The organism is Domibacillus mangrovi (assembly GCF_001906925.1).
In the GTDB taxonomy this organism is placed as follows: domain Bacteria; phylum Bacillota; class Bacilli; order Bacillales; family Domibacillaceae; genus Domibacillus; species Domibacillus mangrovi.
Genome location: NZ_MRWQ01000001.1, coordinates 504,978 through 526,511 on the forward strand (window position 1 = coordinate 504,978; position 21,534 = coordinate 526,511).

Below are 21,534 nucleotides of genomic sequence, written 5' to 3' on the forward strand. Positions count from 1 at the left end.
ACGAGTAAAGAAGGGGGGGACGCCATGCGATTCATTCACCATTTCATCGTGTTATTAGCTATTGGACTAGCCTTTTATTGGTTCATGCCTGTTTTAAAACCATTTATTATAGGGGCATTTTTTGCCGCTGCCGCTCAAAAACCGGCCCACTTCCTTCAAACAAAAGGCAGGTTTCCACCTTCATTATCCATTGTTTCAGCATTAATTTTTGTCGCTTTTCTTTTTGGAACCGCATGTTCCATCGTTCTGCTTATCGCTGCTCGAACAGTCTCTCATCTTGTCGTTGTTATTCCAAGCTATATGGAGATTGCCGCTTTTCACATTGAACATGGAATCGATATCATTTCCGCCCGCCTGTCAAATACACAAGAAGAAACCATCATCCAGCTTATTCAAACATTGAATGGGTCTATATTAAAAATAACCGGTGATTATGCAGAAACATGGATTCTCTCTGGTACTTCCTTTATGCTAAGCATTCCCGGCGCCGCCACCGAAATCATTGTCGCAGCCCTTTCTGCTTTTTTCATCGCAAAAGATGGGGGCCATATGATAAAGAGGCTGCCGGTTTCCGTACACGAGCGTCTTCTGTTTACGTTTACAGATTTTTCATCCTCTTTCCGTTCATTTATAAAAGCACAATGCATCCTGTTTTCGGCAACGTTTATGACAGCAGCATTCGGTTTGCTTCTTCTCCGAGCCCCACACGTAGTCGAAGTTGCTTTTTTAGCTGCGGTAGCCGAATTTATTCCAATTATCGGATCTAGTCTTATTTTTTTACCATGGATCGCGTTTTTTCTCTTAATCGGCCAACCTGTTTCTGCCACTTTATTAGCCGTTCTCTACACCGTACTGATGATTATGCGTCAACTGCTAGAACCAAAGCTCGTATCAGGCGCTGTCGGTCTTCATCCGCTTGCCGTTTTATTTTCTATCTTTGCCGGACTCTCTTTTTTGGGCGCAGCGGGCATGGCAGCTGGACCCTTTTTACTTTTAGCTATTTTGTCCGTTCACCGCTCCGGCTTATTGCAGATGCTTTTTACAAAACGTTAGCATGGCCGTTATATATAATACCGCGTGCTGCGTCAACCGTAATTTCCTGACCGTCTTCAAGCTTTGTAAGCGCATCTTTCAAATCAATAATGACCGGAATGCCTAGACTGATTCCAACAACTGCTGCATGGCTTGTCAAACCGCCTTCTTCCGTAATGATCGCTGAACATTTTTCAATAGCAGGCATCATATCACGGTCTGTTCCGTACGTGACAAGAATATCGCCCTGCTCTACTTTTTGCATTGCTTCTGCGGCTGTTTTTGCCTTTACAACCTTCCCATAAGCGGAATGGCGGCCAATCCCTTGTGCTTTCACTAAAATATCACCGACGATGTGAATTTTCATTAAGTTCGTTGTACCTGATTCACCAACTGGGACACCTGCTGTAATGACAACGAGATCACTGCGGCTGATTAATCGCTCTTCTAGACAGCGTGCAACGGCCATTTCAAGCATTTCATCTGTTGATTTCACTTTATTAGGACTAAGTACAGGGAATACACCCCAAGCAAGTGATAATCGTCTAGATATACGTTCGCTTTCTGTAACCGCAATAACAGATGCTTTTGCACGATAACGTGAAATCATTCGTGCTGTATGGCCGCTTTCTGTCGGTGCGATAATGGCACGAACTTCGAGTGCTTCCGCTATTTTCGCAACAGATTGACCAATTGCATCTGTTACCGTTAAACGGCCTGTATTGTTGCGTCGGCGCGCCGGTATGTCTTTTTTCATTGGAAGTTCTTCTTCTGCACGTATCGCAATGTTCTGCATCGTTTGAACAGCCTCGAGTGGATAATTACCTGCTGCTGTTTCACCAGAAAGCATAATCGCATCCGTTCCATCGAAAATAGCATTGGCAACGTCACTTGCTTCCGCACGTGTCGGACGAGGGTTTCGCTGCATTGAATCAAGCATTTGAGTCGCTGTAATAACTGGTTTCCCTAGCATATTACACTTTTTGATCAGCTTTTTTTGAACAATTGGCACTTCCTCAGCCGGAATTTCCACACCGAGATCTCCACGAGCAACCATCAATCCTTCTGATATTTCTAAAATACTATCAATGTTGTCGACGCCTTCCTGGTTTTCAATCTTCGGAATAATTTGAATATGCGTCGCATTATGTTTTTCAAGAAGCTGGCGAATATCAAGAACGTCTGATGCACGGCGCACGAACGATGCTGCAATAAAATCAACATCTTGTTCAACACCAAAAAGGATGTCTGCTGCATCTTTTTCCGTAATACCTGGCAGTTTAACAGATACACCTGGTACATTTACGCCTTTTTTATTTTTCAATGTGCCGCTGTTTAATACACGGACTTCAATTTCGCCTTTTTCATGGTTAATACTTGTTACTGAAAGACCAATTAGTCCATCATCAAGCAAAATGCTTGAACCTGGTTCTACGTCATCAATAAGCCCTGGATACGTAATTGAAAATCTTTCCGGAGTGCCTGTCACTTCTGTCATCGAAATAACGGCGTTTGTACCACTGATCATTTCAATCGAACCATTTTCCATATTATGTGTGCGTATTTCCGGACCTTTTGTATCAAGTAATATTCCAATTGATTTTCCTGTGTTTTTTGCTGCTTGGCGGATATTTTGGATGCGGGCTGCATGTTCTTCATGGCTGCCATGTGAAAAATTCAAACGGGCAACATTCATACCGGCTTCCATTAATGATTGCAATATTTCAAGACTTTCACTTGCCGGTCCGATCGTACAAACAATTTTCGTTTTCTGCATGGATAGTTCCTCCTGTTTTTTCATTAAATCGACAATTCTTGCGACAACTCATACATACGCTGATCAATTTTATGCGGTTTTGCTAACGCTTCTATAATATCATAATCAACAATTTGATTTCGTTCTATGCCAACAGCACGTCCGCCTTTATGTTCCCTAAGCAGTTCTACTGCATAAGCACCGAGACGGCTAGCAAGCACTCGATCCACTGCGGATGGTGCACCCCCGCGCTGCATATGACCAAGCACAGATACACGCGTATCGAAATTTGTCATTTTTTCAATAATTTCGCCAAGCTCTCTACCATCTGTGACCCCTTCTGCTACGACAATGATACTATGTTTCTTGCCACGTTCCTGTCCCCGCTTCAGCTTTTCAACAATGTTATTGATGTCGTATGATGCTTCTGGAATTAAAATCGTTTCTGCACCTCCAGCAAGTCCACTCCAAAGAGCAAGGTCACCTGCGTGACGGCCCATTACTTCGACAACAAACGTCCGTTCATGAGAACTTGCTGTATCACGAATTTTATCAATCGCCTCAATAACGGTATTGAGAGCTGTGTCAAAACCGATTGTAAGTTCTGTTCCTGGAATATCATTATCAATTGTACCTGGAACGCCTACACATGGAAATCCGTGCTCTGTCAATGCCTTTGCGCCACGATATGATCCATCACCGCCTATCACGACAAGCCCTTCAATTCCATACTTTTCAAGTTGCTTAATTCCCTGTTTTTGTCCTTCAAGCGTCTGGAATTCAAGACAGCGTGCAGAACGAAGTACTGTGCCACCATGGTGAATGATGTCGCCAACAGAACCCCTGTCCAATTGTTGAATTTGCCCAGTCATCAAGCCCAGATATCCTTGATACACACCGAATACTTCCATTTCATGATAAATCGCTTTACGAACAACCGCCCGTACGGCTGCATTCATTCCGGGAGCGTCCCCGCCACTTGTTAATACACCAATTCTTTTCATCACTCTTTCACCTCTAGCTCATTATTGTCTATCAGTCACAACTCTCTTATGTACACCTTCTTTTAAGATAACAGAACGTTTTACGCTTCACAATCTTTAGTAGAAAAGTAAGCGTTCACAATGAAAAAAAGTCAAATATTGGGACGTTTTAAGACCCAAAAAAAACAACCCGAAAAGGTTATCCTTTTGGGCCGGTTTTTTCTTCAGCATAGCCGCCAATCTGCTTATACTTTTCATATCGCTGTTCGATAAGCGTATCTGAATCAATTATCTGCAACGATTGAAGCGCCGGCTTTAACACGTCATCAATCAATAAGGCCTGACCTAATGCATCTCGATGTGCACCCCCGCGCACTTCAGGAATAATTTTATCGATAATACCAAGTGAGTGCAAATCTAGTGCAGTAATTTTCATTGTTTCCGCAGCTCGTTTTGCAAGTGATGCATCTTTCCACAATAGAGCTGCTGCGCCTTCCGGTGAAATCACGGAATAAGTGGAGTTTTCAAGCATAAACAAACGGTCTCCGACGCCAAGCGCAAGTGCCCCGCCGCTTCCACCTTCACCAATAACAATACAGATAATTGGAACGTGGAGACCGGCCATTTCAAAAATATTACGGGCAATAGCTTCGCTCTGTCCACGTTCTTCTGCTGCTTTACCAGGATACGCTCCTTTTGTATCGATTAAACAAATAATCGGACGTTTAAATTTCTCCGCCTGCTTCATCAAGCGCAAAGCTTTTCGATACCCTTCCGGGTGCGGCATGCCAAATGTACGTTTAATATTTTCCTTCGTATCACGCCCACGCTGATGACCAATCACTGTCACAGGAGTGCCATGGTATTTGGCGACACCTGCGACAATCGCTGCGTCATCCCCGTACGTCCGATCACCATGTAGTTCAAAAAAATCTTCAAATAAGTGTGATATGTAATCAAGTGTTGTCGGACGATTTGGATGACGTGCCATTTGGACTCGATCCCAAGGTGTCATACTGTTATAAATATCATCTTCCAGCTTTTTTAACCTGAGCTCAAGCTTGGCAATTTCATCTGACAAATCAACGTCAGTCGTGGATGTAAAGTTTTTAAGTTCTGCAATCCTTTCTTGCAGATCACGGACCGGTTTTTCAAATTCAAGTCCCGTCATTTTTTATCACCGCCTGGTTGATGAATGTCTAGTAAAAAGGATAACTTTTCTTTCATGTCACTGCGATGAAGAACCGCATCTAGTTGTCCACAGTTCAATAAAAATTCAGCTGTCTGGAAGTCTTCCGGCAGCTTTTCCCGAATCGTCTGTTCGATGATACGGCGGCCAGCAAAGCCAATTAATGCACCTGGTTCTGCAAAGTTATAATCACCTAGTGATGCAAAGCTTGCAGACACACCACCTGTTGTTGGATGAGTCATAACAGATATAATAAGTCCTCCGCAGTCACTGAGCCGTTTTAATGCTGCACCGGTCTTTACCATTTGCATCAAGGACAAAACGCCTTCCTGCATACGTGCACCTCCTGAAGCTGTAAAAATAATAAATGGAATATGAAGACGAATGGCTTCTTCAACAGCGCGGGCAATTTTCTCACCGACAACTGAACCCATGCTTCCCATTCTGAATGACGCATCCATGATGGCAAATGCTGCTTCATGTCCATCAATCGAACCAATGCCGGTTACAATCGCTTCAGTCATACCCGTTTTTTTCTGGTCAGCTGCTATTTTTTCATCATAGTTTGGAAAATTAAGCGGATTGGCTGTTGAAAGTTCCGCATCTAGTTCACGGAATGATCCTTCATCGAGAAGTGATTCAATACGCTCATACGCCGTCATTTGATAATGATAGCCACAGCCAAGACAAACTTGATGATTTTTCTTCAATTCTTTTTTATACATAATTTTTTTACATTTTGGGCATTTTTGCATAATGCCTTCAGGAACGTCCTGTTTAGCCGCCTCTGATGGAATTGTTGCATACTTTTTCTTTTTCGGTTTTTGTTTTGTAAACATATCTTTTATTGCCACTGTCCCACCCCTTTAATAATCCTTATGAGTGATTAATGTGTCTGATTCCTGATAAAAGCTCAGTTAAACGTTCATCTGCTTGTCCACCGCTATCACCGGCATAGTCAGAAATGATTATCCACATTTTTTTCAGCAGGCTATTGCCCGAAGCATCCATCAGCTCATGAAATGCCGTCTCTGTATAGTTAATTGAATGTTGATTAAAATCAGGCTGCACGGCCAATAGGGCGAGACAGCCCATTTCTAAAATGGTTTTTATATCATGAACGTGTTCTTTTTTCTGATCATCATTAAAAATAAACGTACCGATTAACGGCACGAGTTGATGGTCTTTAAAATCACGAAGGTATGTTCCTTCCCCTCTTCTCGTTTCAATCATGCCGAGAAGTTCAAGTGCACGCAATGCTTCGCGAACAGAAGAGCGGCCAATAGATAGCCGCTCTGATAGTTCACGCTCGGATGGAAGTTTATCTCCTGAACCGATCCGATCCGCTTTAATCATCTCTCGTATGTGTGAAATAGCTGCCACAAACTTAGATGGCGGACGCTTTGATTCCATCATTTATTCACCTTTGCCAATTAACGATAATTGAAGCGTTTTTTCACGAACTTCTTCTGGGTCCACTTTCAATCGGGCAACCCCAGTCTCCATTGCGGCCTTTGCCACTGCTGCTGCAACAGCTGGTGCCACGCGTGCATCGAACGGACTTGGAATAACATAATCTGAATGAAGTTCATGTTCTTCAATGAGTCCTGCGATCGCTTCGACAGCCGCCTGCTTCATCTTTTCATTAATATGCGTTGCGCGTGCATCCAGTGCACCTCGGAAAATACCTGGAAATGCAAGTACATTATTGACTTGGTTTGGAAAATCTGAACGGCCTGTTCCGATTACTTTTGCACCAGCCTTTTTTGCTTCTTCCGGCATAATTTCCGGCGTCGGATTTGCCATGGCAAAAATAATTGGTTCTTTGTTCATCGTTTGAATCATTTCTTTCGTAAGCGCACCAGCAACCGATACCCCGATAAAAACATCTGCATCTTGAATAACATCCGCAAGACTGCCTGCTTGCTTCTCACGGTTTGTGAATTTTGCAACTTCTTCTTTGACAGAATTCATTCCTTCTGGACGACCTTCATAGATTGCTCCACGTGAGTCACACATAATGATATTTTGCACGCCATAGCCTGTCAATAGTTTAATGATCGCAATACCTGCAGCTCCCGCGCCATTTGCAACAACTTTAATATCGGTCATTTTTCGTCCCGTTATTTTAAGCGCATTAATAAGGCCTGCCGTCGTAACAATCGCTGTACCGTGCTGATCGTCATGGAAAACAGGAATATTCGTTTCTTTTTTCAACCGCTCTTCAATAATAAAGCAGTTCGGTGCTGCAATATCTTCTAAATTGATACCGCCAAATGTTGGCTCCATCAATTTGACTGTCTCAATAATTTTGTCAGTATCTGTCGTATCTAAACAGATTGGAAATGCATCTACCCCCGCGAAGCTTTTAAATAAAACAGCTTTCCCTTCCATAACCGGCAAAGATGCTTCGGGACCAATATTGCCTAGCCCAAGTACAGCAGTACCATCGGAAACAACCGCTACCATGTTACCTTTCATCGTATAATCATACACGGTTTCTGGTTTTTCATAAATTTCTTTACATGGTTCTGCCACACCTGGTGAGTATGCTAGACTCAAATCATGCGCATTTTTCACTGGCGTTTTAATACCTGTGGACAGTTTCCCCTGGTTCTCTCTGTGCATATGCAGAGCATCTTCGCGATTGGACATTTTCTCATCTCTCCCGTATATTCATTGAAGTGGTCAGACCACACGATTTACTATAACACTTTATACGATTATCGTATAATTGTAAAGTGCTTATCCCTACTTCAACACGACATTTTCTGTCCCACATTCTTTGCTCAATGCATGCACAAGATTTTCTCCTGGTGAAACGAAATATTTTTTGCCAAGCCGTACTGTTTCTTTCGTTCGTTCATAATGAATAACAACAGACGTACGCCCGGGAGAATCGAGCAATAATTCATACACACGCTCCGCCAGTTGATCGGTTCCAGGCCCTTCCGGCACTTTAATATACAGTGTAAGTCTTTCTTCAAGCACTTGATTCAAACCTTCGTTCAGCGGCTGAATCATTTGGACAACAAGCTGCACCGCATGATTACGCTCTTCTGCTGAACCAGTGATGAACACGGCAGCCCCTTTTTCAATCGTCGTCGCGTATTTCCGGTATACTTCTGGAAATAGAACCGCATCCCTCTCTCCTGTCTCATCCATTACGTTTATAAAGGCCATTTTATCGCCATTTTTCGTCCGAATTTCACGAATGGCACCGATCAATCCACCCGCTTGAACGTGGCGGCTTATTGAAAGGGATATAAGCGGAACTGCACCAGCCGCTGTTAATGATGGCCGGCTTCTTGCAATCGGATGATCAGAAATATAGACGCCAAGCACGTCTTTCTCTTTTTCAAGTTTAACGTCCACTGGCATTTCGTCTGCCTCCGTGTATTTTGGTTTAAACGAGAGTCCCAGTCCTTCAAACAAGCTCCCTTCATCTGGATTTAACAGCGCCGCATGTTCAAGCGCTGCATCCATGCTCGCAAGCAAAACGGCCCGATCTTTCCCAAACTCATCCATTGCACCCGAGACAATAAGCGATGTGATGACATTCCGGTTGATGATCTGGAGCGGAACGCGCAGACAAAAGTCGAATAAGTCTTTAAACGGCTCGTTTCGTCTTGCATCAATAATGGCTTTTGCGGCAGACTGACCGATCCCTTTCAGCGGAATAAGTCCAAACCGGATCCCTTCTTTCGCCGTTTGAAATGAATAACCGCTTTTATTAACAGACGGTGCGAGAAACGGAATCAAATATTCAGCTGCTTCCGCCATATATTGTCGAAACTTATCTTCATTGCCAACAGAAGATTGTAAAAGCTCGGCTAGAAAATGCGCAGGATAGTGCGCTTTTAGCCAAGCAAGCCAGTAAGCTATCATACTATAGGCGACTGCATGGCTTCTATTAAATCCATAATCGGCAAAATGGACAATAAAATCATACACAGTAGATGCAATGTTTTCTCCAATGCCTTTTTGGCGTGCACCGTTAATGAAATGGCCACGCTCTTTTTCCAGCGTTTCTTTTTTCTTTTTGCTGACAGCGCGGCGAAGCATATCCGCTTCGCCGGGTGTAAAACCGGCCAATTCAACCGCGATTTGAATAACTTGCTCTTGATATACAATAATGCCATACGTCGGCTTTAAAATGGGTTCTAATACTGGATGCATATAGTTAACCTGCTCCGCACCATAGCGCCTTTTTATATAAACAGAGATTTGACTCATCGGACCTGGCCGGTACAATGCATTGACAGCCACCATATCTTCAAAACGGTCCGGTTTTAATTGCATAAGTGCATTTTTCATACCATCTGATTCGAATTGAAAAATACCTGCTGTTTTCCCCTTGCCAAGCAGTTCAAAGACCAATTCATCATCCAGCGGCAGCGAATTGAAATCAACTAACTTCCCTGTCGCACGTTTAATCGATGATTGAATGCGCTCGATAGTGGTTAAATTACGCAGCCCAAGCAAGTCAATTTTCAACAGCCCGATTGATTCGAGTGCATCCATCGCATATTGCGTTAAATATACACCATCATGCCCATCCATGATCGGCACCTGGTTTGTCAGCGGTTCTTCCGATATAATCATACCCGCTGCATGTGTCGATGTATGGCGCGGCAGTCCTTCTAGCAGCAAAGACGTCCTATAAATACGTTCATGAACAGGTGACTCATTAATCCAATCTGTTAAGTCCGTATCCGAAAGCTTCGTTCCCGAAGCGGAAGGAATGAGCTTTGAAAGACGGGATAGTTCCGCTGTCTCAAATCCAAATATACGTGCTACATCCCGCATGACTGCTTTCGCTGATAATGTGCCAAACGTGACAATTTTTGCTGCATGAAGCGCACCATACTTGCCGACAATGTATCGAATCACGTCATCCCGGCGGTTGTCTGGAAAATCAATATCAATATCTGGCATCGTCACACGCTCCGGGTTTAAAAACCGTTCAAATAAAAGCCCGAACTCAATCGGATCAACCGTCGTAATCCCCAGGGCATAAGCAACAAGTGAACCCGCAGCAGAACCACGACCCGGTCCAGTTAAAATGCCTTGTTTTTTTGCGTATGACATAAAGTCATGAACAATTAAAAAGTAGTCACTAAACCTCATCTTGCTAATGACGGACAATTCATATTTAATCCGGTTCATGTACACATCATCTCGCTGTTTTAATCCTTGGAGACATAATTTTTGTAGTCTAGAATCTGCCGTTTCTCCATTTGCCAGTGGATATGATGGGATCAGCCGCTCATCAAATGACAGTTTCACCTCACATAACCGCGCAATTTCCTCTGTGTTTTTAATCGCTTCGGGATTGTCACGGAACTTCTTTTTTATTTCATTAATTGATGCAAATGCATGAACTGGTTCTGTTATTTCGTCTTCTATTTCGAGCAGTCTATTGTCACGGATAGCCTGGAGACAGCGCGATGCAAATGCACCTGTTTTTTCTGCATATTGAACATTACCGATCGCTACAAGCGGGATCCCAAAAGCGATCGCGATCTCTCTTACTCTTTGTTCAGATGTATACCCGCGAATACCGATATAAAAGTGCTCAAACAGCTCATTGAAATAAACTGCCGCATCTTCTGTCACTTCACCGTCCATTCCTGGTAGCACCGCTATTAATCCATCTGCGTAGGCCTCCAGCCATTTTAATGGGAGCCCGTCTTTTGCCTTCGTTTGAATAGCACTCGATATTTTCACAAGTTGGGAAAATCCCTTTTCGTTTTTCGCGTATAAAAGGAGCGGATACGATTGACCGCTCCTAGATTTCGATTGAATAACTGCTTTCAATCCAAGTATTGGTTTAACGCCTGATGTTAAACAAGCTTTGTAAAACGGAATGACTGCGTGAAGTGTATTGTAATCTGTCAATGCAACAGCGCTGCATCCGGATTGTTGTGCTTTTTTAACTAATGATTCAGGCATCAACGTCGATGACCGAAAGCTAAAAGCTGTTTCTGTTTCAAGATGAATAAACACATTCTCCGCTCCTTTCTTTTATAGTGAATGTATGTTCTTGTTTTAGTAAAAAAAGAAGGAGAAAAAATTCTCCTTATTGAATGAAGTTTCATCTATCTTTCCGTAATCAATGCTTTTAAATCGTTAAAGACATTTTCAGCTTCTTCCCATGAATAAATACTTGCACCGGCTGCCAGTGGATGACCGCCACCGCCATATTTTACAGCAAGACTGTTAATAACGGTTCCTTTCGAACGGAAGCGAACACGGATTTGATCATCTTCTTCAATGAAAAATACCCATGCCTGAATGCCTTTCACACCATTTAAAATACTAATGAGCTGCGACGTTTCAGCCTGTGTCGCCTTGAACTTTTCAAGCAGCTCTTTTGTTAACCGTACTTCCGCTACACCCGACTGCTCCATATGAAAGTTTTGCAAAATATAGCCTTCCATTTTCAGTACGTGCGCCTCTTTTTCATACATACCGTTAAATAGTTCTTGACGGTTAAAATCATATTGCATTAATTCACCGGCATATTGCATTGTTTCAATCGTTGTTGAAGAATAAAGAAAGCGGCCTGTATCACTTACAATACCAGCATATAAAAGACGGGCTGCTTCATTACTCATTTTCAACTGACCGTCAGATGTTTTATATAGCTCGTAAATCATCTGACTGCACGCAGCGGCATCTGTATCAACCCATAGCAGGTCCCCGTAAGGATCTTCATTTGGATGATGGTCAATTTTAATCACTTCTTTGCCTAGTTTAAAACGCTGGTCGCAAATGCGGGCTTGATTCGCTGTATCACATACAATAACGAGTGCTCCTTCATATACGCTGTCATCGATTTGATCGAGACGCCGCATGAAATAGAGTGTCGGTTCTTCTTCACCGACTGTAAAAACTGTTTTTTCCGGAAATGTTGCTTTAATAATCTCTGCCAGTCCTCCTTGTGATCCGTATGCATCCGGATCTGGGCGCACGTGACGGTGAAGTATGATCGTATCGTACTCTTTAATTTTGTCAATAATGTGTTGTTTCACGTAATTTCTCCTTCTCTAAAGGTGGATTCCGGGTGGAATTCCCGTTACAATGAACAAGAGCTTAAAAACGGAGGTACTTTATTTATGCCCAATTTCTTTTTTGTCGTTGCCATTGTAATAGCGTTTGTTTTTTACCTTTTGTACAAAGTACAGTATGTCCGCAGCAGACGCCCGGTGGAGCGAAAATGGCTATCTGCCAAATCAAGCATGGCGCTCGGGTTGTTCGTCGGCCTTTTCGGTATTAACACATTGCTCATTCAGCAAACAACCGTTGCTTATATCATCGCCGCGGTTTTCATTTTATATGGATTTGCCAGCATGATTGCCGGATATAAAATGTACAAGCATTACTTGCCGTTTGCTCAATCTGAAGCAGATGAAATGGATCGCTAATATTCGCCCGAAGAGCAGACTGCTTTCAAGTCTGCTTTTTATCGCAGATTAACGGGCAGTAAGACCCCCACTTCAAGACTTAGGAGGAATTTAAAAAAGATAAGTGGGGGACAAACTGCCTGTAAAGGCCCGATTGGTTCGGGCCAGGCTGAGCCTGGTCACTCAGGTATTGCCGCAGGACGCGGCGCTCTTTACCTGAGTTCCTCTACCATCTGTGTGGGATGATCCCCCACACAGATGGTAGATTCACTTTATCTGTCAATAAGCTGGCACATCATCATGACTTTGCCTGCAAGAACGCCTGCATTGTACACTTCTACATCCACTTTTCCAAATTTCCGTCCAATTTCCATCACTTTTGGATATATATCTAGTTTTGATTCCATCTGTACGGGTTTTAAAAAGTATATTGTTATATTTTCCACGATGAGATCTCCGCGCTTATGCGCACGAAGCGCCCTTTTCGCTGCTTCTGTCACAATGGTTGTAAAAACACCATAAGATATCGTTCCAAGATGATTCGTCATTTGCGGTGTCACTTCAAATTGATAGACATTTCCTGCTTCTCGATCTTCTGGCAAGATTAGCTGTTTCGCAATCGTATCATCGAGTGTTTCCGCTGTTTGCGGCTGACGTTGCGCCATTTGCATAGCTTTCAATACGTCTTGGCGGCTAATGATACCCTGTAGCCTGCTTTGTTCATCGACAATCGGCAATAATTCAATGCCTTCCCAGATCATTATGTGGGCAGCAGACGCCACACTTGTTTTCAGCGTGACCGTAATCGGGTGCTTTGTCATTACTTTATCAATCATGATTTCACGGCCGTTCCCCATAATATCTTTCGCCGTCACAATGCCGAATACCTTCAAATTTTCATCTACAACTGGAAAACGACTATGCGATGTCTCCCGGTTTGTATCGAGCCAGTGACCAACCGTATCACCGAGTTCTAAAAAAACACTGCTTTCTACTGGTGTAAAAATGTCGCCGACGAGGACAATTTCTTTTTTGATGAGCTGATCGTAAATCGCCCGGTTAATCATCGCTGCAACAGTAAACGTATCATAGCTTGTTGATATAACTGGCAGTTCAAGATCATCAGCAAGTTTCTTTACTTCCTCCCCCGCTTCAAATCCGCCTGTGATGAGGACAGCTGCCCCTGCCTGAAGAGCAAGCTCATGGGCTTTTACACGGTTTCCAACAATCAGTAAATTACCGGATCCCGTGTAGCGCATCATTGCTTCGAGCTGCATCGCGCCGATGACAAATTTATTCAGTGTTTTATGTAATCCATTCCGTCCGCCCAGCACTTGTCCGTCGACAATATTGACAACTTCAGCAAACGTCAGCTTTTCAATATTTTCTTTCTTTTTTTGCTCAATCCGGATGGTTCCGACTCGTTCTATTGAACTGACAAGCCCTTTTGTTTCCGCATCTTTAATCGCTCGATAAGCTGTTCCCTCACTTAATGAAAGGACCTTCGCGATCTGCCTAACGGAAATTTTTTCACCGATTGGCAATTCCTCAATATGTTGAAGAATTTGTTCGTGTTTAGTTACCAACTGATCCACCCGTCCCTTTCCGCACTTGGGCCCACAAGATGTGGGTTACAAAGGTGTTGCGGCGTGGTGCCGCGAATTTAGCCTTTGATCTTTTCTTCATGTTTATTATAGAACAAAAGAGCATCAAAAAAAAGAAGTCACCTCAAATGAGACAGCCTTCTCCTTACAGTTGAATAGAGCCTCCCGGTTTCATTACTCTTCCATTAGTCAATAAAATCGGACACATTCTTGTTGAAAAGTTGTCAATTAACCAGTTAAATTGTGGAACTGTTCACAATTCTTACTTCCTATTTATCTGTTTTGTTGTACAATAAAGATGATACAGAAAGGGGAATGACTTATGTTAAAATACAAAAATGTATTAGTAGCGGTTGATGGTTCAAAAGAAGCAGAGTGGGCATTTAAAAAGTCTGTTGACATTGCCAAACGGAATGATGCTACCTTGAATCTTGTGCACGTCATTGACACACGTTCATTCGCCGCAATTGAAGCCTATGACCGTTCAATTGCAGAACGCGCAACGAAATACGGCAAAGAACTTCTCGACGAGTACAAAAAAGAAGCGGCAGATGCCGGTGTCAAGCAAGTTAACATTTTTACAGAATTTGGTTCCCCCAAAGTCATTATTCCAAAAGATGTAGCTAAACAAGTACAAGCGGATCTCATCGTCTGTGGAGCAACTGGTTTAAATGCGATGGAACGGTTCCTAATCGGAAGTGTTTCTGAACATATTACACGCGCTGCAAAATGCGATGTGCTAATCGTTCGTACAGATGAAACAGCAGAGTAACCACGAAAAAATCGCCGTCCACAAAATGGACAGCGATTTTTCATCTGAATAACTTAAATAGAGCATGAGTAAGTTCCAATCATAGGAAGCTGTTCTCTCTAGATATGACGAATCGCCATCATTTCCAACAACAAAAATCCGCCACTCCTTTGGCGGATTTTTATTTTATTTAAGCAGTTCTTTCGCCGTCTGAATCTGTTTTTCGACTTGATCAAAACCAGTGCCGCCGAGAGACTTCCTTCTCTTAACCGCTTCATAAGGGGATAGAACACCGTAAATATCTTCTTCGATCACATTCGACGCTTCTTTCAGCTCTTCCATTGAAAGATCAAGCAAGAAGCAGTTCTTTTGAATGCATGTAAAGACAAGTTTACCGGTAATTTCATGCGCTTCACGAAACGGAATGCCTTTCGCAGCAAGATAATCCGCCAGCTCAGTCGCATTTGAGAAATCATTATTCACAGCGTCTTTCATGCGGCCTTCGTTTACCGTCATTGTATCGACCATGCCAGCGAAAATTTTAAGTGAGCCTAGAACCGTATGCACGGTATCAAACATACCTTCTTTATCCTCTTGCATATCTTTGTTATAGGCAAGCGGAATGCCTTTTAAAATAGTCAGTAAGCTGAACAGGTTGCCATAGACACGTCCCGTTTTGCCACGGATAAGCTCCGCCATGTCCGGGTTTTTCTTTTGCGGCATAATACTTGAACCTGTTGAGAACGTATCGTCCATCTCGACGAAGCGAAACTCTTGACTCGACCAGAGAATAATCTCTTCCGCAAACCGAGACATATGCATCATTAAAATAGATGAAGCACTTAAAAATTCTAAAATGAAATCACGATCACTGACAGCATCGATGCTATTTTGATACACAGCAGAGAAGCCTAATAGTTCAGCTGAACGTTTACGGTCAATAGGAAACGTTGTACCAGCAAGTGCCCCTGCCCCAAGCGGAGACACATCGATTCGTTTCAACGCTTCTTGATACCGTTCTTTATCACGTTGCAGCATCCAGAAGTACGTCATTAAATGATGCCCAAATGAAATCGGCTGCGCACGCTGTAAATGAGTGTATCCTGGCGCGATTGTTTCTATATGTTTGTCTGCTTTCTCCACTAAAACAGACTGGAACTGGCTGATAAGGCCGATAATCTCTTTGACTTGCTTCTTCAAGTACAAATGCATATCGGTTGCAACCTGGTCGTTACGGCTCCGTCCAGTGTGAAGCTTTCCTCCTACCGGACCGATTGAATCAATCAATGCTTTTTCTAAATTTAAATGAATATCTTCAAGAGAAGTCGAATATTCGATTTCACCGGATTCAGCTTTCTTCTTTAAAGCCTCAAGTCCAGTCTTGATTTGATCCATTTCTTCCTTTGTTAAAATGCCTGTTTCACCGAGCATCGTAACGTGGGCGATGCTTCCCTCGATGTCTTCAAAGACAAGTTCCTGATCAAAGGAGATGGAGGCACCGAATTCGTCTACCCATTCTTCCGCTGATTTTTGGAATCGGCCGCCCCACAACTTTTTCGTCATGATTACTTAAGCCCCTTCTCTTTATGAACACGTGAGCTGACAACTGTTGGAAGGCCGTATAGGTTGATAAAGCCAACTGCTGATGCATGGTCAAACGCATCGTCTTTAGAATAAGTTGCCAAGCTTTCATCATACAATGAATATGGTGATTTTCTTCCTTCAACAATAGCGTGGCCTTTAAAGAGTTTTACACGCACTGTCCCTGTTACATATTTCTGCGTATCTTTTAAGAACGCCACAAGTGATTCACGAATCGGATTGAACCATAGTCCATCATAAATAATTTCAGTCAGGCGTTTTTCGATGACTGGCTTAAAGTGCGCCAATTCTTTTACAAGTGTAATATCTTCCAGCTCTTTATGTGCTGTAATTAGTGTTGTTGCACCTGGTGTTTCATATACTTCACGAGATTTAATGCCAATGAGGCGATTTTCGATATGATCGATACGGCCAATTCCATGTTTGCCTGCGACATCATTTAAATGAAGAATTAATTCGGCCAATTCCATGTTTTCACCGTTTACCGCTGTTGGAACGCCTTCTTCAAAGTCAATTTCAATGATATCTGGTGTATCTGGTGTATCTTCTAAATGAGCCGTTAAGTCGTATGCGTCAAGCGGCGGTGCTGCCCAAGGATCTTCCAACGCGCCACACTCATTCGCGCGCCCCCAAAGATTTTGATCAATTGAGAACGGGCTTTCTTTTCCAATTGGAACTGGAACATTGTGCTGCTTCGCGTATTCAATTTCTTCTTCACGTGACCAAGCCCAGTCACGAACAGGTGCTAACACTTCAAGATCCGGATTCAATGCGCGGATCGCCACTTCAAAACGCACTTGGTCATTTCCTTTTCCTGTACAGCCGTGAGCAACAGCCGTTGCGTTTTCTTGCTCCGCGATCTCAACTAGTTTCTTTGAAATAAGCGGACGTGATAACGCGGATACGACCGGGTACTTATTTTCGTACCATGTATGCCCCTGCAAGGCAACGAGCGCGAAATCTTCAGCGAATTCTTTTTTTGCGTCAATCATATAACTTTTAACAGCACCAACTTGAAGTGCTTTGTTTTTAATAAATTCAAGATCTTTTCCTTCTCCAACATCAAGACATACTGCTACAACGTCATATCCTTTATCTTTCAGCCACGGAATCGCGACGGATGTATCAAGACCACCTGAATAAGCCAGAACGACTTTATTACCCATTTACCTTTTTCCTCCTCTAAGTTGCGAAAACCAGTATAATTATTCATTAATTTTTATTTTTATTCTGTTAATATGTATAAAGAATATCATGTTATCCCCTTCCTTTCAAGTGCTTTTCAGAAAAAAATACACCTTTTTGTGTATTTATGTAGATATCATGTATAAGCGTAAAGAACACCGATTTTGCCATTTCACGTAACATCTATTAAGATAGATAGAAATCATTTTAGTAGGTGATAGGATGTTTCAATATGATGATCGGCTTGGTATATCCATTCCTATTCTGACACGTGAATGGGCGGAATACCAACTTGAAGAGCAACAGTTCATTATGCATAAATGGGAAACAGAGCGAGGAACAATTCCTGATCGGATTCAAGAGCTGGAAAGGTCAATCAATGAAAAACAGGATGCTTTGAATAATGAAGAGCGTTTTGCAACATCATGCCAGTTGAACACGGAGATTAGCGAACTCGCTTCCATCATTAATGATCTATGGCTCTGGTTCCGTACAGTGCCGAATGTAACTGAAGTTGATGCACAGCAAAAAATTCATTCCTAACGGAAGAAAGAACCGGCATTATCCCCCGGTTCTTTCTTTTTTTTCATTTAAATAGCGGTATTGATAATAGCTTTCCGCAAACTCGGTCACTTTTTTCGTTAAACGGTAATTCACGCCAGCACCGATTGCGACAGACAAGAGTGGAATACCTGATACTTTTTTATTGCGAAGCGCCATAACCGCAGCCAGCTTCACACTTTGACGGAGCGGTTCTTCCAGCCACGATTCATCCGTTATATGTTCTGTTCCTTCATAAAAATAAAAAGGTTCTTTGCCATCTTCCACGTCTGTTATTAACTGTGCCCATCCGTCTGCTTTTAAACGGTCTGGCAGCATGGATGCATGAAATACATTTAATGAGGCGGTCATTTCAAATGGATACGCAACGTCATATCCGTATGAAAATGCGGTAAGCTGCACTGCACGCAAATTGACTGCAGCCATTGCCAGAAAATCTGCAGCAACAGCCAGTACGCTGCCTGTTCCTGTGACCGCTCCTTGCGTCGCAGAATAAAACCGGCTTCTTGCTATTTGCTGGCGGCTTATGTAGCGTAGTTGGTCGATCGTTAACTTGCGCAAATCCAACACCGTTTCAATATCTTCTCGAAAAATACGCGCCGTTGTTAAAATGCGATCACGCGCTTCTGTTTGCAGCTGCGATCCTTGCAATAGGGAATGTACATTAAACAACACATTGTCTATTTGTGAAAATACCTGATCACGCATATTTTCTGGAATTTCCTGCATAAGCCGCTCAATCACACTGGCCGTAGAATATTCAATATCATTTCCTTCATATGAAATAAGCTGCTGCTCCCAGTTCATGAGCCTGTCCCAGTAAACGCGGTCACGTTCTGTCCACATTACGACGTCATCCTTTCTGCTGAACGCTGAACCAGCGGTCAATTTTTTGCATAATATTCGCTATCGCTTTTTTATCGGTCAAAGATGGCATAGACGCAAGCAGTACTTCTTTCGGCTTTTTCACACCCAATGCTTTTTTACGCATCATCAAAATACTTTTAGCTGCCTGCTTATTTTTAAATAATGATTCTGGCAGCTGAATGACTCCTTCAATGTACGCCTCTTCTGTTAAAAATGACTGCAGTTTTTTTGCTTCTACCGATTCAAACAGGTTATTCGGGATGATAAAAAATAGTTGTCCGCCAGGTTTAATATGGTTCAAGCTTTGCTCAATAAATAAATGATGTGCATACGAATGACCGTTATCTGCTTTTAAACGATATTTCGCTGCTCCGACGTCATTTGGATAATAGCCAATCGGCAAATCACAGACAACAACATCAACCGGATCAATTAATAGTCGTTCAAGTGCATCCTGATTGTGCAAGGTAATGGGATGATGAAGCATATTTGCTCCTGCATACGCAAGCTTTAATAAGACATCGTCAAGATCAACCCCATGCGCTTCCACCATTTCGTCAAATTCATTTAGTACAGTCATCACAAGATTGCCTGTTCCAATCGCCGGGTCAAGAAGTGTAAACGTTCTTTTATTGCCATTGCTTTTTCGTATTAAATAGGAAATAAATATCCCGATTGAATCAGGTGTCATTTGATGATTCGGCTGTACGTGCTCTTTCATGCCTTTTAAAATGGCCAGCTGATAGGATTTACGGATCGATTCTTTTGAATAGCAATCGAGCTTGACATTGTCATATAATTTTTGAAGACGTTTTTCATCCATATCGTTTAATTCTTCCTGCATGACATAGCCATGAAACAAATTTTCCGCCGTTTCACCGAGTGCCTCCAAGTATGCAATTGACAGTGCACGGCCCAGCAATACAGCCGATTCATCGAACACTGAAAATAATTGTTCAATGGTTACTTCTTGATTCATAATTAAAATCCTCTCTTTCTTTTCGCGAAAAACAGCCGGCTCCGACAAAATGTCAAAGCCGGCTGAGAAAACGAGCCTGAACTGAATTAGTTTGCTGCTTTTGCTGCTTCAATTGCTGCATCGTAGTTCGGATGATCTGTTCCTTCACCAACGTACTCTACGTATGTAACCGTATCATTTGAATCAATAACAAATACAGAGCGTGCAAGCAGACGAAGTTCTTTCATACCGACACCATACGCTTCAGCGAAAGAAAAATCGCGATGGTCTGACAACGTTTTTACATTTTCAAGACCTGCAGCTGCACACCAGCGTGCTTGAGCAAACGGAAGGTCAGCTGAAATCGTCAGTACTTGAACATTGTCTACTTTCGATGCTTCTTCGTTAAAACGGCGTGTTTGTGCATCACATACACCAGTATCAATCGAAGGTATAACACTGATCAAGCGGACTTTACCCGTTGTATCTGCAAGAGTTACTGAAGATAGATTGTTTGCAAGTACGTTAAAATCAGGTGCTTTGTCCCCTACCTTCACTTCATTGCCAATCAATGTCATTGGATTTCCTTTAAATGTTACGCTTGTCATATATAATTCCCTCCAAATTCAGCAGTATATTTACATCATACAGAACATGTTATAGCGATTGCAACGGAAAAGAGTTAAGCCGCTGCTTTTTTCTTTTGTACTCCCTTCAGTTGAGCGTATGTAAACATAGCGAGCGCGCTCCATATAAAGAAAAATGATAGCATTTGCGATTGGGTAAACATCTCCTTGTACACGAACACGCCAAGCAACAATGTCATCGTCGGCGCAATATATTGTAGAAAACCGAGCATATACAGCGAGAGCTTTTGCGCACCTTTTGCAAATAACAACAATGGAATAGCTGTCAATATTCCACCCCCCATTAGTAGCAAATCCGTTTTTATATCGCCTGAAAACAAGTGAATGCTGCCCTGCATCGATCCGTATACAAGATAAAGAAGGGCTAATGGCGTTACAACAGCCGTTTCAATTGTTAATCCGACTGCCGCATCCATTTTAATCATTTTTTTCACGAGTCCATATAGCGCAAATGAGACCGCAAGCGACAGCGACACCCACGGAAAAGAACCATATGAAAATGTCATAACAAGCACGCCGCATGCAGCGAGAAGAAACGATAAAATCTGTATTTTCGACAGCACTTCTTTTAACACAACAACGCCAAGCAAGACACTCATAAGGGGGTTAATATAATACCCCATACTCGTTTCAATAATTTGATCATGGTTTACTGCCCATATATAAACGAACCAGTTTATACTAATTAAACATGATGCAGCGGCAAGAGCGAGGGCTTTTTTGGGGTACATCCTCATTTCTTTTAATACGCTCTGCAACGGGGCTAGCTTTTTTAAGACGATAAGCAGGATGATCGTAAAAACAAACGACCAGATGACTCGATTGGCCAGTATTTCATATGCTGACACGTGCGTGACCATTTTCCAGTAAATAGGAATAAGCCCCCATATCACATAAGAAGCGGCTGTCAATAAAATACCCGTTTTCACTTCATTTTGCATATTTGCACCTGATTTCTTTCTATACCTACAATCGTTTCCAGTCAGAAAC

The 21,534-nt window shown here is 42.6% G+C and carries 19 protein-coding genes; 4 read left to right on the forward strand and 15 right to left on the reverse strand.

Going from position 1 to position 21,534, the window contains the following annotated elements; all coding sequences use genetic code 11:
• The first annotated feature begins 24 nt into the window (after positions 1–24).
• A complete protein-coding gene (gene ytvI / locus BLL40_RS02565) occupies positions 25–1,053 on the forward strand; it encodes a sporulation integral membrane protein YtvI (protein ID WP_073710319.1) in 1,029 nt (342 codons plus the stop codon).
• Here ytvI and pyk read toward each other — a convergent pair.
• The 8 genes from pyk to BLL40_RS02605 form a co-directional block, all read right to left on the reverse strand.
• On the reverse strand, positions 1,040–2,809 hold the full coding sequence (gene pyk / locus BLL40_RS02570; protein ID WP_073710320.1) for a pyruvate kinase: 1,770 nt from the start codon (positions 2,807–2,809) through the stop codon (positions 1,040–1,042). The two genes, ytvI and pyk, sit on opposite strands and share 14 nt — an antisense overlap.
• Before the next feature lie 23 nt (positions 2,810–2,832).
• Complete coding sequence (gene pfkA, locus BLL40_RS02575; RefSeq protein ID WP_073710321.1) at positions 2,833–3,792, reverse strand: 6-phosphofructokinase; 960 nt, start codon at positions 3,790–3,792, stop codon at positions 2,833–2,835.
• 178 nt (positions 3,793–3,970) lie between these two features.
• On the reverse strand, positions 3,971–4,942 hold the full coding sequence (gene accA / locus BLL40_RS02580) for an acetyl-CoA carboxylase carboxyl transferase subunit alpha (RefSeq protein ID WP_073710322.1): 972 nt from the start codon (positions 4,940–4,942) through the stop codon (positions 3,971–3,973).
• Positions 4,939–5,799, reverse strand: coding sequence for an acetyl-CoA carboxylase, carboxyltransferase subunit beta (gene accD / locus BLL40_RS02585; protein ID WP_073710396.1), 861 nt, complete (start codon positions 5,797–5,799; stop codon positions 4,939–4,941). The genes accA and accD overlap by 4 nt, the downstream gene beginning before the upstream one ends.
• A 37-nt stretch (positions 5,800–5,836) precedes the next feature.
• Positions 5,837–6,376, reverse strand: a complete 540-nt coding sequence (locus BLL40_RS02590; protein ID WP_083566215.1) for a FadR/GntR family transcriptional regulator — start codon at positions 6,374–6,376, stop codon at positions 5,837–5,839.
• Positions 6,377–7,615, reverse strand: a complete 1,239-nt coding sequence (gene ystJ, locus BLL40_RS02595; protein ID WP_073710324.1) for an NADP-dependent malic enzyme — start codon at positions 7,613–7,615, stop codon at positions 6,377–6,379.
• 96 nt (positions 7,616–7,711) lie between these two features.
• Entirely contained in the window at positions 7,712–10,969 is a 3,258-nt protein-coding gene (gene dnaE / locus BLL40_RS02600) for a DNA polymerase III subunit alpha (RefSeq protein ID WP_073710325.1), read from the reverse strand.
• Between the two features lie 92 nt (positions 10,970–11,061).
• The gene (locus tag BLL40_RS02605; RefSeq protein ID WP_073710326.1) at positions 11,062–11,997 is read right to left on the reverse strand and encodes a DHH family phosphoesterase; all 936 of its coding nucleotides are present in this window, start codon (positions 11,995–11,997) and stop codon (positions 11,062–11,064) included.
• A gap of 84 nt (positions 11,998–12,081) precedes the next feature.
• Here BLL40_RS02605 and BLL40_RS02610 point away from each other — a divergent pair, with 84 nt between their 5' ends.
• On the forward strand, positions 12,082–12,390 hold the full coding sequence (locus tag BLL40_RS02610; RefSeq protein ID WP_073710327.1) for a YtpI family protein: 309 nt from the start codon (positions 12,082–12,084) through the stop codon (positions 12,388–12,390).
• 251 nt (positions 12,391–12,641) lie between these two features.
• On the opposite strand, the gene BLL40_RS02615 is transcribed toward BLL40_RS02610, so the two are convergent.
• Positions 12,642–13,955: a DRTGG domain-containing protein gene (locus BLL40_RS02615; protein WP_073710328.1), complete on the reverse strand. Its 1,314-nt coding sequence runs from the start codon at positions 13,953–13,955 to the stop codon at positions 12,642–12,644.
• Between the two features lie 340 nt (positions 13,956–14,295).
• Here BLL40_RS02615 and BLL40_RS02620 point away from each other — a divergent pair, with 340 nt between their 5' ends.
• Positions 14,296–14,745, forward strand: a complete 450-nt coding sequence (locus tag BLL40_RS02620; RefSeq protein ID WP_073710329.1) for a universal stress protein — start codon at positions 14,296–14,298, stop codon at positions 14,743–14,745.
• A gap of 165 nt (positions 14,746–14,910) precedes the next feature.
• Here the strand turns inward: BLL40_RS02620 and argH are convergent, their stop codons facing one another.
• Positions 14,911–16,287 carry an argininosuccinate lyase gene (gene argH, locus BLL40_RS02625; protein ID WP_073710330.1) on the reverse strand — a complete coding sequence of 459 codons (1,377 nt, stop codon included), beginning with the start codon at positions 16,285–16,287 and terminating at the stop codon, positions 14,911–14,913.
• 2 nt (positions 16,288–16,289) lie between these two features.
• Positions 16,290–17,492, reverse strand: a complete 1,203-nt coding sequence (locus BLL40_RS02630) for an argininosuccinate synthase (protein ID WP_073710331.1) — start codon at positions 17,490–17,492, stop codon at positions 16,290–16,292.
• A gap of 241 nt (positions 17,493–17,733) precedes the next feature.
• Between BLL40_RS02630 and BLL40_RS02635 the strand changes: the two genes are divergently transcribed.
• Positions 17,734–18,054, forward strand: coding sequence for a hypothetical protein (locus BLL40_RS02635; protein WP_073710332.1), 321 nt, complete (start codon positions 17,734–17,736; stop codon positions 18,052–18,054).
• A gap of 18 nt (positions 18,055–18,072) precedes the next feature.
• Here the strand turns inward: BLL40_RS02635 and BLL40_RS02640 are convergent, their stop codons facing one another.
• The 4 genes from BLL40_RS02640 to rarD form a co-directional block, all read right to left on the reverse strand.
• Entirely contained in the window at positions 18,073–18,918 is an 846-nt protein-coding gene (locus BLL40_RS02640) for an EcsC family protein (protein ID WP_073710333.1), read from the reverse strand.
• A 7-nt stretch (positions 18,919–18,925) separates the two neighbouring features.
• Positions 18,926–19,918, reverse strand: coding sequence for a class I SAM-dependent methyltransferase (locus tag BLL40_RS02645; protein ID WP_073710334.1), 993 nt, complete (start codon positions 19,916–19,918; stop codon positions 18,926–18,928).
• An 86-nt stretch (positions 19,919–20,004) separates the two neighbouring features.
• Positions 20,005–20,505 carry a thiol peroxidase gene (tpx, locus tag BLL40_RS02650; protein ID WP_073710335.1) on the reverse strand — a complete coding sequence of 167 codons (501 nt, stop codon included), beginning with the start codon at positions 20,503–20,505 and terminating at the stop codon, positions 20,005–20,007.
• A gap of 74 nt (positions 20,506–20,579) precedes the next feature.
• Positions 20,580–21,485 (reverse strand): EamA family transporter RarD, encoded by a 906-nt coding sequence (rarD, locus tag BLL40_RS02655; RefSeq protein WP_073710336.1) that lies wholly within the window; start codon positions 21,483–21,485, stop codon positions 20,580–20,582.
• Between the last annotated feature and the right edge of the window lie 49 nt (positions 21,486–21,534).

Coding starts and splice junctions, on each gene's coding strand:
- ytvI (WP_073710319.1), top strand. CDS start 25: ATGCGATTCATTCACCATTTCATCGTGTTATTAGCTATTGGACTAGCC.
- pyk (WP_073710320.1), bottom strand. CDS start 2,809: ATGCAGAAAACGAAAATTGTTTGTACGATCGGACCGGCAAGTGAAAGT.
- pfkA (WP_073710321.1), bottom strand. CDS start 3,792: ATGAAAAGAATTGGTGTATTAACAAGTGGCGGGGACGCTCCCGGAATG.
- accA (WP_073710322.1), bottom strand. CDS start 4,942: ATGACGGGACTTGAATTTGAAAAACCGGTCCGTGATCTGCAAGAAAGG.
- accD (WP_073710396.1), bottom strand. CDS start 5,799: ATGTTTACAAAACAAAAACCGAAAAAGAAAAAGTATGCAACAATTCCA.
- BLL40_RS02590 (WP_083566215.1), bottom strand. CDS start 6,376: ATGATGGAATCAAAGCGTCCGCCATCTAAGTTTGTGGCAGCTATTTCA.
- ystJ (WP_073710324.1), bottom strand. CDS start 7,615: ATGTCCAATCGCGAAGATGCTCTGCATATGCACAGAGAGAACCAGGGG.
- BLL40_RS02610 (WP_073710327.1), top strand. CDS start 12,082: ATGCCCAATTTCTTTTTTGTCGTTGCCATTGTAATAGCGTTTGTTTTT.
- BLL40_RS02620 (WP_073710329.1), top strand. CDS start 14,296: ATGTTAAAATACAAAAATGTATTAGTAGCGGTTGATGGTTCAAAAGAA.
- argH (WP_073710330.1), bottom strand. CDS start 16,287: ATGACGAAAAAGTTGTGGGGCGGCCGATTCCAAAAATCAGCGGAAGAA.
- BLL40_RS02630 (WP_073710331.1), bottom strand. CDS start 17,492: ATGGGTAATAAAGTCGTTCTGGCTTATTCAGGTGGTCTTGATACATCC.
- BLL40_RS02635 (WP_073710332.1), top strand. CDS start 17,734: ATGTTTCAATATGATGATCGGCTTGGTATATCCATTCCTATTCTGACA.
- BLL40_RS02640 (WP_073710333.1), bottom strand. CDS start 18,918: ATGTGGACAGAACGTGACCGCGTTTACTGGGACAGGCTCATGAACTGG.
- BLL40_RS02645 (WP_073710334.1), bottom strand. CDS start 19,918: ATGAATCAAGAAGTAACCATTGAACAATTATTTTCAGTGTTCGATGAA.
- tpx (WP_073710335.1), bottom strand. CDS start 20,505: ATGACAAGCGTAACATTTAAAGGAAATCCAATGACATTGATTGGCAAT.
- rarD (WP_073710336.1), bottom strand. CDS start 21,485: ATGCAAAATGAAGTGAAAACGGGTATTTTATTGACAGCCGCTTCTTAT.